Source organism: Escherichia sp. E4742, from assembly GCF_005843885.1.
Classification (GTDB): Bacteria; Pseudomonadota; Gammaproteobacteria; order Enterobacterales; family Enterobacteriaceae; genus Escherichia.
In genome coordinates this window covers 3,169,199-3,182,483 of record NZ_CP040443.1, presented here as the reverse complement: position 1 = coordinate 3,182,483, position 13,285 = coordinate 3,169,199, and the positions used below count along the sequence as shown (strand labels likewise).

The window sequence follows — 13,285 nt, the reverse complement described above, 5'->3', positions numbered from 1 at the left end:
ACCCTTTTTTACATGGATTGTATAAAATGGATAAACCAAAGGCGTACTGCCGCCTGCTTCTCCCCTGCTTTCTTTTACTTTCGGCCTGTACCGTTGATATCAGCCAGCCAGACTCATCAGCCACAGCGGTAGATGCCGAGGCGAAAACATGGGCTGTCAAATTCCAGCATCAAAGCTCCTTCACCGAACAAGCAATAACTGAAATAACGGAACCTGACCTCAAATCCGGCGATTTGCTGTTCTCCTCAAGCCTTGGGGTTACCTCATTTGGTATCCGCGTCTTCAGCACTTCCTCTGTGAGTCACGTTGCAATCTATTTGGGAGATAGTAACGTTGCAGAAGCGACAGGCGCTGGCGTCCAGATTGTTTCCCTGAAAAAAGCAATGAAGCACAGTGATAAGCTTTTCGTTTTACGAGTCCCGGACCTTACCCCGCAACAAGCCACAGAAATCACCGCGTTCGCCAACCAAATCAAAGATAGCGGGTATAACTATCGCGGCATTGTCGAGTTCATTCCATTTATGGTGACCCGCCAGATGTGCTCACTGAATCCTTTTTCCGCAGATTTTCGCCAACAGTGCGTCAGCGGCCTGGCGAAAGCGCAGTTAAGTAACGTTGGCGATGGAGACAAAAAGTCGTGGTTTTGTTCGGAATTTGTCACGGATGCATTTGCCAAAGCCGGGCATCCGCTTACGCTGGCGCAATCAGGCTGGATTAGCCCTGCCGATCTGATGCATATGCGTACTGGCGATGTCTCTGCGTTTAAGCCAGAAACGCAGTTACAGTATGTTGGGCACCTGAAGCCAGGGATTTATATCAAGGCGGGCCGCTTTGTTGGGCTGACCAGGTGATAAAATCCAGCCTCGAGCACAAAATGCCGGATGCGGCGTGAACGCCTTATCCGGCCTATAAAATCGTGCTAATTCAAAATATTGCATTGTATGCTGTAGGCCTGATAAGCGCAGCGCATCAGGCAATTTTTCGGTTGTTTCAGTCTCAAGACGGATTACTGCCCCAAACTACTGCAATCATGGTTCGGGTAAAATTTACCCGCCGTATCGGGCGCTAATACTTTGGTCGGCGCACCGGTATCCGGATTAGCCTCCAGCGTAAAGTGACCTTCAACTGACAGTAACACCGGTTTTTCACTGTTACCCCGCGCAGCCAGGTAGCCACGCTCCAGCTCTGCGTTATTCGCCACCATAAAACGTTTTCCGGTCGCGCAATCAGTAAAGGTCGCCGCATCAGCCATATAGAAATACATGCCACGCAGGGTCATCGGCGTCATTGGCATGCTCGATTTTGCCGGTTCCAGCGTGTAGTTGAACTGCGATTCAATGGGATTACCTTCACGATCGAGCATCTCCAGTGCATCCCCTTTCGCTCGATAATATGACTTTTCACCTTTGCTGTCGGTTAATACCAGCTTGTCGGCAGTTCGCGCCCATGTACCGTAGGAGGCAAAGGATGAAGGCTCTTCACGAGCGCCAAGATAGCGTTCGTTCATCACCCAGGTTCCATCTTTTTCGAGGTACAGAGAGGTTTCGATCCCTTCGCAATCGGCACACGGCAGCACGCCGCGCCAACTTTGCGGCATCGGTTTCAATTCGGCAGCCTGCGCCGGAGAAAGCGTATCGACTTCGGCCCGATTGTTACATCCCATCAGAGTAAAGAGGCTGATTACAGCCATCGCTGTCACTATCGCTTTTCTCACCATCCATTCCTTCTTTTTACTCCCGACCGCTGCGCACTTTGCCGCGCATCGCCTTCACGCTTGATTTTTGTGCTTTCGATGCCAGCCTGCGCTCTTTTGATGCGCGGGTGGGCCGCGTGGGTCGTCGGGCTTTTTGTTCTGTTGTTAATTCTTTAATCACTGTCACCAACCGGGCCAGCGCCGCTTCGCGGTTGAGCTCCTGACTACGGTATTCCTGCGCCTTAATGACAATCACGCCATCGCTGCTGATTAAATGATGGCTGGCGGCGAGCAGGCGCTCTTTGTAATACTCTGGCAGGCTGGACGCCCGAATGTCAAAACGCAGATGAATGGCCGTTGAGGTCTTATTGACATGCTGCCCACCCGCGCCCTGTGCACGAATAGCAGTGATCTCAAGCTCGCCATCGGGGATAGCAACATGTCGGGAAATCACAATCATGAAGGTTGTTGCCAGGCGGTTAAGTTCACTTCCAGATTATTCTTATCATCCGATAACCAGATCACGCCATCCTGAATCGTTGCCTGCAGCGTCATGGTACGATCGGCAAAGGCGCTCACTTTCGCCAGCTGCTCGTCGTCCAGATACCAGACGGAAAGATTGGCAAACTGCGCACATTTGCTCTGATTTTGCTGCCACCAGATTTGCGCCGCCCGACTATTATAGGCAAACAGCGCCACCTCTGCGGCCTGAGTGCAGGCTTTCTTAATCCGTCGCTCATCCGGCAGCCCCAGTTCAATCCACAAATCAATGCCCAGGTGATCGTTACGCAGCCACGCTTCCGGCTCATCATCGGCACACAAACCTCGGGTAAATTGCAGACGTTCATCAGCATATTTCAGCCACGCCAGCAGGCGCAGCATCATGCGCTCCTGGGTTTCTGAAGGATGGCGCGCCAGCGTCAGAGAGGCATCGAGAAACTGGTTGCGGTCGAGATCGGCCACATTAACCGTCGCTTTATAAATTGTCGCTTTAAGCGCCATAAGAAAACTCCTTTCGAATCAGGAGGCCATTGTAACGGAATACGTGCGGTTGCGGCGCTGATATTGCAGAAATGAGTGTGGTATAGTCACCTTGCGAAACAGAGTTTATCTTCGTAGGCTTAGACTTGCATCCACGGTTAAGTCAGAGTGCTGACAGGAGGGCATGTGGAAAAATATTGTGAGTTAATACGCAAGCGGTACGCGGAAATCGCCAGCGGAGACTTAGGATACGTTCCGGACGCGCTGGGCTGCGTTTTGAAAGTGCTGAATGAAATGGCTGCCGACGACGCCCTTTCTGAGGCTGTCAGGGAAAAAGCAGCATACGCTGCGGCAAACTTACTGGTGAGCGATTATGTCAATGAATGATACGTATCAACCAATCAATTGTGATGATTACGATAATCTTGAGCTCGCCTGCCAGCATCATTTAATGCTGACACTTGAGCTGAAAGATGGCGAAAAATTGCAGGCAAAGGCCAGCGATTTAGTCTCCCGCAAAAATGTGGAATATCTGGTCGTCGAGGCCGCTGGCGAAACCCGCGAGCTACGTCTGGATAAAATTACCAGCTTTAGCCACCCGGAAATCGGTACGGTGGTGGTGAGCGAATCCTGATTGACTTTCGCCGGATGCGACGTTTGAAGCGTCTTATCCGGCTTTCACTTAACTAAGCGTTTCTCTGCCAGACAAAATTTACGCCATTCTCATCTTCAGCCACACCTTCTTGCGTCACAAATACCCCTGCCGCCGCAATCAGCGTTTCGCCATAAAACAGCAGTGGCGTGGTGTCACGTAGCCACGGCGGCACGCCCAGCTCTTGCCAGATTTTCTTCAGCTTACGTCCGCCGTTGCGCCCGACAATATGCAGCAATCCTGGCGCTTTGAAACGCACGCTGACTGCTTCGTCTGCACGCGGAGGGCGAATATCGTCTCCCGCAGTAAGCTGTACACTTCCCAGCCCCGCCGGTAATTCCAGCGGCTGTTGCCACGCCTGCCACGGCACAATGGTTTCGCTTTGCCCGGCGACGGATTTAATCCACCACAGTTGCGACTGATAGCGGCGGATTTCAAACGCGCCCAAACGTAAACAGGGGGAAGCATCTTCCCGCGCCAGCGCCACTTCCTGCCAGATCCTCTCCAGCGCGTCGCGGGAAGGCATTGGTGCATTCAGCCCTGCCAGCCAGCGGCGGATAATCGCCGCGCGACGGGCATCACTCATCGCCAGCATTGGCGCAATCTGCAGCGTCCTTTGCGGCGTTTGGCAGTGCGCTAAATCATCCGCCAGCAGTTCATCCAGCAGGCTCTCTTGTTCGGCGCAAAGTGCGGCACTACGGGCCGTCGCTTCGGCAAAATGCGGCCAACGCTGCTGCAATAACGGCACTACGCGCAGGCGCAGAAAGTTACGATCGTATGAGTCGTCCTGATTACTTTCGTCTTCAATCCAGCGTAAACCATGCGCCAGCGCCCACTGCGCCAGTTCCCCACGCGTGCGAGCGAGTAACGGGCGGATAAGCCGCGTTCCGGCAAACTCCGAGACTTCCCCCATAGCCGAAAGCCCGGCAGGGCCGCTACCGCGTTTAAGCGCCAGCAGAAAGGTTTCACATTGATCGTCAAGATGTTGTGCTGTGACCAGTACTTCACCAGGCAACAGGGTGCGGGCAAATGCCTGATAACGCGCCTGCCGCGCCTGGGCCTCAATGCCTAACCCCTCTTGCGCAAGCTGTACTCGCTCGACCACCAGCGGCACCTGCCATTGCTGGCAGATATTTTCACAATGTTGCACCCAGGCATCAGCATTGGCACTTAAACCGTGATGCACATGGATAGCGCGCAAAGCGACGCCCGGATTTTCCGCCCGCCACTGCACCAGTTGATGCAGTAACACCGTAGAATCAAGGCCGCCGCTAAAGGCCGCCAGAATCTGGCGTGAGGTGAGAAGTTGTGTATTCAGTGTGAGTGTCATGATAGCGCGATTTTACAGTAGCGATGCCCGGCACGTTACCGGGCAAATGCAGTAATGACAAGCCTTACTGCTCATACAGTTCCAGCGGCAGTCCGTCAGGGTCGTTAAAGAACGTGAAGCGTTTTTGCGTGTATGGATCGACACGTATCGCTTCACATTTCACGTTATTGCTTTCCAGGTGCGCCACTGCCGTATCGATATCATCAACGCTAAAAGCCAGATGGCGCAGGCCGCAAGCTTCCGGTCGGCTGGGTCGTTCCGGCGGGAACGGAAATGAGAAAAGCTCAATCACGTACTGCCCGTTAAGTGCCAAATCCCCTTTCCACGAATCTCGCTCTTCGCGATAGACTTCGCTTTGCAGCGTGAAGCCGAGGATGTCGCAGTAAAACGCTTTGCTCACCGCATAATCCGTCGCAATAATCGCAATATGGTGAACCTGTTTTAAACCCAACATAGAATCTCCTGCATTGATATGATCCGCACGTGCATCGCTATATATTGATAATACGCACAAATTACAGGAAAGATGAATCAGACATTTACACTGACTTTAAAACAACATCTCAAACGCCTGTAATAGCGGTTGAGATGCGGTTTGGTGAAGCGCTTTGCGGGAGATTACTCTGCGCTATTCTTGCTAACACTCTCGGCAATGCGGCGCAAATATTCGTTATTCTTAAACGCTATCATAATTAATTCGAAAGTCATACGACAGCTTATAAGACCAATGACGGTATAAGCTACCCCTAAGATAATGTTTCCGCTAAATATGGAGAAGACACCACCTATCAGTGTCAACACCATAGCCAGCCAGTAAAAAAACACCAGAACACGCGGCATAAGAAGATGATCAAATCCTAAAATTGCTTTCATATTTTATCCTTAAAAATTCTATGAGATTGATAAATTTATATTATTTATGACCAGTGTGTATATTGGTATATGCCTCCGAAATCGGAGTTATCAACATGAGTTCAAGAATTTTATGGCAGGAGAAAACGAAAGTAAGATTATCTAAATGTATTTATAATATGACTAAATAAACCACATACAAAAAAAGGCCACCGAAGTGACCCTTTTCAGAATATTTGCTGATTACGCGTAGCCGTAGCTCATCAGGCGCTGATAACGACGATTTTTTAAATCTTCAGTGCTTAACACGTCGAGATCGGCCAGATCCGCCAGCAGTTGCGCTTTCAAAGACGCCGCCATCGCTTCCGGGTTACGGTGAGCGCCGCCCAGCGGTTCCGGGATGATGGAGTCGATCAGTTTCAGTTCTTTCAAACGCGGAGCGATGATACCCATCGCTTCAGCCGCCAGCGGCGCTTTGTCGGCGCTCTTCCACAGAATGGACGCGCAACCTTCCGGCGAGATAACGGAATAGGTGCTGTATTGCAGCATATTCACTTTATCGCCCACACCAATCGCCAGCGCGCCGCCAGAACCACCTTCACCGATAACTGTACAAACTACCGGTACGCCGAGGCGAGACATTTCACGCAGGTTGCGTGCAATGGCTTCAGACTGACCACGCTCTTCTGCGCCCACGCCAGGATAAGCCCCCGGGGTGTCGATAAAGGTGATGATTGGCATCTTAAAGCGTTCAGCCATTTGCATCAGACGCAGTGCTTTGCGGTAACCTTCTGGCGCTGGCATACCAAAGTTACGGCGAATTTTTTCTTTGGTTTCACGACCTTTTTGATGACCAATGATCATCACCGGACGACCATCGAGACGGGCGATACCACCGACGATAGCTTTATCGTCTGCATACGCGCGGTCGCCAGCCAGTTCGTCAAACTCATCAAATGCCAGGCGAACGTAATCCAGGGTATAAGGACGCTGTGGATGGCGTGCCAGTTGCGCAATCTGCCATGCACCGAGATCGGCGAAGATTTTACGCGTCAGTTCTACGCTTTTTTCACGCAGACGATGCACTTCTTCATCGATGTTAATATCCAGTTTCTCATCCTGACGGCTAACCGCAGTCAGAGAATCGATTTTCGCTTCCAGCTCTGCAATCGGCTGTTCAAAATCAAGGAAATTCAGACTCATAGTATTCCTGTATTAGTCAAACTCCAGTTCCACCTGCTCCGAACCAATGAGGCCACGGAGATCGTTTAATAAACGATCGCTCGGAGAGACACGCCACGTCGCGCCAAAACGCAACCGCGCGCGTGCATCCGCCCTCTGATAGTAGAGATGTACTGGAATTGTCCCAGAGCGGTGGGGTTCCAGAGACTGACGGAGTCGGTTTAAAAGCTGGTCATCAATTTGCCTGTCCGTCAGCGAGATAGCAAGCCCGCGAGCATATTTTTCCCGGGCTTCGTCAATATCCATCACTTCGCGAGCGGTCATTTTAAGCCCACCGCTGAAGTCATCAAAGCTGACCTGTCCGCTGACGATAAGTATGCGGTCTTTTTCCAGCAATTGCTGGTATTTATCCAGGGCGTCAGTAAACAACATCACTTCCAGGCGCCCGGAACGGTCATCCAGCGTGCAGATACCGATACGATTGCCGCGCTTGGTGACCATAACCCGCGCAGCAACAACGAGCCCCGCAGCCGTGGTGACTTTACCACGTTCTGTCGGGTGCATGTCTTTCAGCCTTACGCCTCCGACATAACGCTCAATCTCTTTTAAATACTGGTTGATAGGGTGTCCCGTCAGGTACAGACCTAACGTTTCACGTTCCCCATCTAACACCACCTGCTCCGGCCACGGTTGGCAGCTGGCGTAGGATTGTTCAATTTGTTCCGGCTCTTCGGCCAGCACACCAAACATATCGGCCTGACCGATGGCTTCCGCTTTCGCGTGTTGATCTGCCGCTTTTAACGCATCGCCCAGCGAGTTCATCAGCGCCGCGCGGTGTGGTCCAAGACGGTCAAACGCCCCGGACATGATCAGTTTTTCCAGCACTCGCCGGTTTAACTTTTTGGTGTCGGTTCGGGCGCAGAGATCAAACAGTTCGCGGAAGTAGCCGCCTTTATTACGGGCTTCGATGATGGCCTCAATCGGACCTTCACCTACCCCTTTGATCGCGCCAATACCATACACGATTTCGCCGTCGTCGTTGACGTGGAAATGGTAAAGACCGGAGTTTATATCTGGTGGCAGGATTTTCAGCCCCATCCGCCAGCACTCATCCACCAGGCCCACCACCTTCTCGGTATTATCCATATCGGCGGTCATTACCGCCGCCATAAACTCTGCCGGATAGTGCGCTTTCAGCCATAACGTTTGATATGACACCAAAGCATAGGCCGCAGAGTGCGATTTGTTAAATCCGTAACCGGCGAATTTCTCCACCAGATCGAAGATTTTCATCGCCAGTTCGGCGTTGATCCCGTTCTTTTCTGCACCTTCAGCAAATACAGAACGCTGCTTAGCCATCTCTTCCGGCTTTTTCTTACCCATCGCACGACGCAGCATATCCGCGCCACCGAGGGTATAACCAGAAAGCACCTGGGCAATCTGCATGACCTGTTCCTGATACAGGATAATGCCGTAGGTTGGCTCCAGTACCGGTTTCAGGCTTTCATGCTGCCACTGCACGTCCGGGTAGGAAATCTCTTCGCGACCATGTTTACGGTCGATAAAGTTATCCACCATCCCTGATTGCAACGGGCCGGGGCGGAACAGTGCCACCAGGGCTATCATATCTTCAAAGCAGTCAGGTTGCAGACGCTTGATCAGGTCCTTCATGCCGCGCGATTCAAGCTGGAATACCGCCGTGGTTTCCGAGCGTTGCAGCATGTCGAAGCTTTTCTTGTCATCCAGCGGGATCGCGGCGATATCCAGCGGCGGCTCGCCATTCTTCGCCCGCCGCTTGTTGATCATCTCCAGCGCCCAGTTGATGATGGTGAGCGTACGCAAACCAAGGAAGTCGAACTTCACTAGCCCGGCGTATTCAACGTCGCTTTTATCAAACTGGGTGACCGGATGTTTGCCCTCTTCATCGCAGTAAAGCGGCGCAAAATCAGTAATTTTTGTCGGCGCGATAACCACCCCACCGGCGTGCTTACCGGCGTTACGGGTGACCCCTTCTAGTTTGCGCGCCATGTCGATCAGCGCCTTAACTTCTTCATCCGCTTCGTAGATTTCAGGCAGCTGCGGCTCGGCTTCAAACGCTTTCGCCAGCGTCATCCCCGGATCGGGCGGGATCAGTTTCGAGATACGGTCGACAAAGCCGTACGGATGCCCCAGCACGCGGCCTACGTCGCGGATCACCGCTTTCGCCGCCATCGTACCGAAGGTGATGATCTGCGATACCGCATCACGACCGTACATGTCTGCCACGTGTTCGATCACCTGATCGCGTTTCTCCATACAGAAGTCAACGTCGAAGTCAGGCATGGAGACACGTTCCGGGTTAAGGAAACGTTCGAACAGCAGGTCAAATTCCAGCGGATCGAGGTCGGTGATTTTCAGCGCGTAGGCCACCAGTGAACCCGCACCGGAGCCACGGCCTGGCCCTACTGGTACGCCGTTATCTTTCGACCACTGGATAAATTCCATAACGATGAGGAAGTAGCCCGGGAAGCCCATCTGGTTGATAACCTGAAGTTCAGTCTCCAGACGCTCGTCATATTCCGGGCGGCGCTTAACACGTTCTTCTTCGTCAGGGAATAAAAATGCCAGACGCTCTTCCAGGCCCTCTTTTGCACGCTTGACCAGATAATCTTCGGTGCTCATGTCCCCGGTCGGGAACTGCGGCAGGAAGTATTCACCAAGACGCACAGTTACGTTACAGCGTTTGGCGATCTCAACGGTGTTGGCAAGGGCTTCGGGGATGTCGGCAAATAGCTCGCACATTTCCTCTTCGCTACGCATATATTGCTGCGGCGAATAGTTACGTGGGCGTTTGGGATCGTCGAGGGTAAAGCCGTCATGGATCGCGACGCGGATTTCGTGTGCATCAAAGTCGCTGCTGTCGATAAAGCGCACGTCGTTGGTCGCTACGACAGGCAAACCGCGCGCTTCCGCCAGTTCCACCGCCGCGTGCAAATAGCTTTCTTCGTCCGGCCTTCCGGTGCGGATCAGCTCGAGAAAATAGCGATCCGGGAAGTGTTCTTCATAAAACGCGACACACTCATCTACCAGCGCGCTGTTACCACGCAAAAGACTGCGTCCGACGTCGCCCATGCGCCCGCCGGAAAGAAGGATCAGCCCTTCGTTTAATTCGATAAGCCAGTCGCGATCGATGAGCGGTCCGGCGGCACCGTAACCGCGCTGATACGCTTTTGAAATCAGCAACGTCAGATTCTGATAGCCAGTATTGTTCGCCGCCAGCACCGTCAGGTGGGTTAACTCATCACCCAACAAGTCGCACTGGACATTAAAATCCGCCCCGACGATGGGCTTAATCCCTGCGCCATGTCCCGCTCCGTAGAACTTCACCAGACCGCAAAGGTTGGTGAAATCGGTGATCGCCAGCGCAGGCATACCCAACGCCGCCGCCTTTTTTACCAGCGGCGCGGTTTTGGCCAGGCCATCGATCATCGAGTAGTCGCTGTGCACCCGCAGGTGTACGAAACGTGGTTCAGACATCTTCAGATTCCGGTTTACTTAATCTCGACACAAGAATCAGGACGCAAGTCCCAGTGCGCGTTTGACAGGCCCAAAGCTGCGACGATGATGTTCAGTCGCGCCATATTCAGCCAGTTTTTCCAGATGAAAAGCGGTTGGATACCCTTTGTGTTGGGCAAAACCATATTGCGGGAAAACAATATCCAGCGCCGCCATTTCGGCGTCGCGCGTCACTTTCGCCAGGATAGACGCAGCACTGATTTCCGGTACGCGGCTATCGCCTTTCACCACTGCCATCGACGGCATCGGTAATTTCGGGCAGCGGTTACCATCAACCAACACATATTCCGGCGCAATATGCAGCCCAGCGACGGCACGCTGCATCGCCAGCATGGTCGCGTGTAAAATATTCAGTTCGTCGATTTCATGAGGTTCCGCGCGGCCCAGGCTCCAGCTTAACGCTTTCTCTTTGATCTCTTCACAGAGCGCAAGACGACGTTTTTCACTTAGCTTTTTGGAATCATTCAACCCGACAATCGGGCGCGCCGGATCGAGGATCACGGCAGCGGTAACGACCGCGCCAACCAACGGCCCGCGCCCAACTTCATCCACACCTGCAACCAGATTCGTGTGCGGATAGACAAATTCGATCATTGTGCTAACTCCAGAACGGCTTGTGCCGCCTGCTCATCGGCATTGCAGCGGATCTGCTGATGCAGCTCGCGGAAGGTGTCGTGCATCGCGTGGCTGGTTTTCCCGTTCGCCAACAGCGGTAACAGCGACTCAGCCAGTTTTTGCGGCTCACACTCTTCCTGCAATAATTCTTTAACTAACTCTCTGCCCGCCAGCAGGTTTGGCAGCGAGACATAATCGGTTTTCACCAGCCGCTTCGCCAGCCAGAAGGTGAAAGGCTTCATGCGATACCCCACCACCATCGGGCATTTCGCCAGCATGCACTCCAGTGCAGCCGTACCCGACGCCAATAGCGCCGCATCGCTGGCGACCATCGCCTCACGGCCCATTCCATCCAGCATATGAACCGAAAGGTCTGGCGCGACTTCAGCTTTGATGCGTTCAAACTGCTCGCGGCGTTTGGCATTTACCAGCGGCACCACGATCTCCAGATCAGGGTACGTCTGGCGCAAAAGCTGGGCCGTTTTCAGGAAATCGGCGCTAAGCATCTCCACTTCCGCGCCACGGCTTCCCGGCAACAATGCCAGACAGTGGGCATCGTGAGGGATCCCCAGCACATCACGCGCGGCGTTTTTATCTGGATCTAACGGCATGGCATCAGCCATGGTGTGACCGATAAAACGGCACGGCACGTTATATTTGTCATAAAACGCTTTTTCGAAAGGCAGAAATGCGAGCACCAGATCAGTGGCTCTGCCTATTTTGAAAACGCGTTTCTGTCGCCACGCCCAGACGGACGGACTGACATAATGAATGGTTTTGATACCCTGCTTTTTAAGGTTACCTTCAAGGGTAATATTGAAGTCAGGCGCATCAATACCGACAAAAACATCTGGCTTCAGTTCGCCAAAACGCTTTGTCAGATCGGCACGAATATGCAGTAAGCGACGCAGACGCCCGAGCACTTCAACAATGCCCATCACCGCCAGCTCTTCCATTTCGTACCAGGCTTCGCAACCTTCGGCTTGCATTCGTGGCCCGGCAACACCAACAAAGCGGGCATTGGGCACACGTTCTTTCAGAGCACGGATTAAACCGGCCCCCAGGATATCGCCGGAGGTTTCTCCGGCGACCAGGGCAATCGTTAATGGACGCTGTTCAGTCATTAACGAATCAGACCGCGCGTTGAGCGTGCAAAGAAATCGGTAAAGGCTTTTACTTCCGGATACGTTTCCGCAAGTTCGGCAATTTCCGGTTTCACTTCATCGAGCGTTTTACCGCTGCGATAAATCAGCTTATACGCATTGCGGATAGCGGTAATCGCCTCGCGGCTGAATCCGCGGCGCTTCAGCCCTTCGATATTGACACCGAACGGCGTTGCGTGGTTACCCTGCGCAATGACATAAGGAGGGACGTCCTGCGCCACACCAGAGCAACCGCCTACCATCACGTGCGCACCAATGATGCAGAACTGATGGACTGCGGTCATGCCGCCGATAATCGCGAAGTCGTCTACCGATACGTGACCCGCCAGCGTTGCGTTGTTGGCGAGAATACAGCGGTTACCTACCGTACAATCGTGCGCAATGTGCGCGTTGATCATCAGTAAGTTGTCGCTGCCCACCTTCGTCAATCCACCGCCCTGGACTGTGCCACGATGAATGGTGACGCTTTCGCGAATGCGGTTACGATCGCCGATTTCCACGCGGGTCGGTTCGCCAGCATATTTCAGATCCTGGTTAACTTCACCGATGGAGGCGAACTGATAAATCTCATTGTCGCGGCCGATTTTAGTATGACCATTCACGACAACGTGAGATTTCAGTACGGTACCCTCACCAATTTCGACATGGGGTCCAACGATACAAAAAGGACCAATGTGGACGTTGGCGCCAATCGACGCGCCCTCTTCCACAATGGCGGTTGGATGCACAAAGGCGGATTTATCAATCACGTATCAGGCCTCCCGGCTACGAGCACACATCATCGTTGCTTCGCAAACTACTTTACCGTCGACCAAAGCAACCCCTTTAAAACGGGTCAGGCCACGGCGCGTTTTTTCGAAAGTGACTTCCATGATCATTTGATCGCCTGGCACGACCGGGCGCTTGAAGCGCGCTTCGTCAATACCGGCGAAGTAGTACAGCTCACCCGGTTCCAGTTTTCCTACGCTTTTAAACGCCAGAATACCTGTTGCCTGTGCCATAGCTTCCAGAATCAGCACACCCGGGAAAATCGGTTTTCCAGGGAAATGGCCCTGGAAGAATGGCTCATTGACAGAGACATTTTTTACTGCGCGCAGAAAACGACCTTCTTCAAAATCCAGCACGCGATCCACCAGTAAGAACGGGAAACGGTGCGGCAGAAGTTCTAAAATCTCTTCAATCTGCAGAGTATGAGTGTTAGTAGTCAAGATACTCTTCCTGTCAAAATATAAGAAACGACAATAATAACACGGCCTGCCGCA

General features: G+C 52.8%; 15 protein-coding genes. 3 read left to right on the top strand and 12 right to left on the bottom strand.

Features of this window, described 5'->3' with window-relative positions; genetic code table 11:
* Positions 1-26: 26 nt before the first annotated feature.
* Positions 27-851: a YaeF family permuted papain-like enzyme gene (locus tag FEM44_RS15450; RefSeq protein ID WP_135523818.1), complete on the top strand. Its 825-nt coding sequence runs from the start codon at positions 27-29 to the stop codon at positions 849-851.
* Between the two features lie 155 nt (positions 852-1,006).
* On the opposite strand, the gene nlpE is transcribed toward FEM44_RS15450, so the two are convergent.
* Genes nlpE through FEM44_RS15435 form a run of 3 tightly spaced genes read right to left on the bottom strand, consistent with a single transcriptional unit; the run spans position 1,007 to position 2,695 of the window.
* A complete protein-coding gene (gene nlpE / locus FEM44_RS15445; RefSeq protein ID WP_135523817.1) occupies positions 1,007-1,717 on the bottom strand; it encodes an envelope stress response activation lipoprotein NlpE in 711 nt (236 codons plus the stop codon).
* Positions 1,718-1,730: 13 nt separating this feature from the next.
* Positions 1,731-2,153 carry an alternative ribosome rescue aminoacyl-tRNA hydrolase ArfB gene (gene arfB, locus FEM44_RS15440; RefSeq protein WP_000635553.1) on the bottom strand — a complete coding sequence of 141 codons (423 nt, stop codon included), beginning with the start codon at positions 2,151-2,153 and terminating at the stop codon, positions 1,731-1,733.
* Positions 2,150-2,695, bottom strand: coding sequence for a YaeQ family protein (locus tag FEM44_RS15435; RefSeq protein WP_001185282.1), 546 nt, complete (start codon positions 2,693-2,695; stop codon positions 2,150-2,152). Before FEM44_RS15435 ends, arfB begins: the two co-directional genes overlap by 4 nt.
* A 165-nt stretch (positions 2,696-2,860) precedes the next feature.
* Between FEM44_RS15435 and FEM44_RS15430 the strand changes: the two genes are divergently transcribed.
* Complete coding sequence (locus FEM44_RS15430; protein ID WP_000417058.1) at positions 2,861-3,061, top strand: YaeP family protein; 201 nt, start codon at positions 2,861-2,863, stop codon at positions 3,059-3,061.
* Positions 3,048-3,308 carry a Rho-binding antiterminator gene (rof, locus tag FEM44_RS15425; protein WP_000062312.1) on the top strand — a complete coding sequence of 87 codons (261 nt, stop codon included), beginning with the start codon at positions 3,048-3,050 and terminating at the stop codon, positions 3,306-3,308. The genes FEM44_RS15430 and rof overlap by 14 nt, the downstream gene beginning before the upstream one ends.
* 52 nt (positions 3,309-3,360) lie before the next feature.
* Here rof and tilS read toward each other — a convergent pair whose 3' ends face one another.
* From tilS to fabZ, 9 genes are all read right to left on the bottom strand, one after another.
* The gene (gene tilS / locus FEM44_RS15420; protein ID WP_135523816.1) at positions 3,361-4,656 is read right to left on the bottom strand and encodes a tRNA lysidine(34) synthetase TilS; all 1,296 of its coding nucleotides are present in this window, start codon (positions 4,654-4,656) and stop codon (positions 3,361-3,363) included.
* Between the two features lie 64 nt (positions 4,657-4,720).
* Positions 4,721-5,110, bottom strand: a complete 390-nt coding sequence (locus tag FEM44_RS15415; RefSeq protein WP_135523815.1) for a VOC family protein — start codon at positions 5,108-5,110, stop codon at positions 4,721-4,723.
* A 164-nt stretch (positions 5,111-5,274) separates the two neighbouring features.
* The gene (locus FEM44_RS15410) at positions 5,275-5,529 is read right to left on the bottom strand and encodes a DUF4282 domain-containing protein (RefSeq protein WP_000644312.1); all 255 of its coding nucleotides are present in this window, start codon (positions 5,527-5,529) and stop codon (positions 5,275-5,277) included.
* Positions 5,530-5,751: 222 nt separating this feature from the next.
* Positions 5,752-6,711, bottom strand: coding sequence for an acetyl-CoA carboxylase carboxyl transferase subunit alpha (accA, locus tag FEM44_RS15405; RefSeq protein WP_000055741.1), 960 nt, complete (start codon positions 6,709-6,711; stop codon positions 5,752-5,754).
* A 12-nt stretch (positions 6,712-6,723) separates the two neighbouring features.
* Positions 6,724-10,206 (bottom strand): DNA polymerase III subunit alpha, encoded by a 3,483-nt coding sequence (gene dnaE, locus FEM44_RS15400; RefSeq protein WP_138159068.1) that lies wholly within the window; start codon positions 10,204-10,206, stop codon positions 6,724-6,726.
* 36 nt (positions 10,207-10,242) lie between these two features.
* A complete protein-coding gene (gene rnhB / locus FEM44_RS15395; protein ID WP_130221596.1) occupies positions 10,243-10,839 on the bottom strand; it encodes a ribonuclease HII in 597 nt (198 codons plus the stop codon).
* Positions 10,836-11,984, bottom strand: a complete 1,149-nt coding sequence (gene lpxB / locus FEM44_RS15390) for a lipid-A-disaccharide synthase (RefSeq protein WP_130221597.1) — start codon at positions 11,982-11,984, stop codon at positions 10,836-10,838. Before lpxB ends, rnhB begins: the two co-directional genes overlap by 4 nt.
* Positions 11,984-12,772, bottom strand: a complete 789-nt coding sequence (gene lpxA, locus FEM44_RS15385; RefSeq protein WP_000565979.1) for an acyl-ACP--UDP-N-acetylglucosamine O-acyltransferase — start codon at positions 12,770-12,772, stop codon at positions 11,984-11,986. Before lpxA ends, lpxB begins: the two co-directional genes overlap by 1 nt.
* Positions 12,773-12,775: 3 nt before the next feature.
* Positions 12,776-13,231: a 3-hydroxyacyl-ACP dehydratase FabZ gene (gene fabZ / locus FEM44_RS15380; RefSeq protein WP_000210739.1), complete on the bottom strand. Its 456-nt coding sequence runs from the start codon at positions 13,229-13,231 to the stop codon at positions 12,776-12,778.
* Between the last annotated feature and the right edge of the window lie 54 nt (positions 13,232-13,285).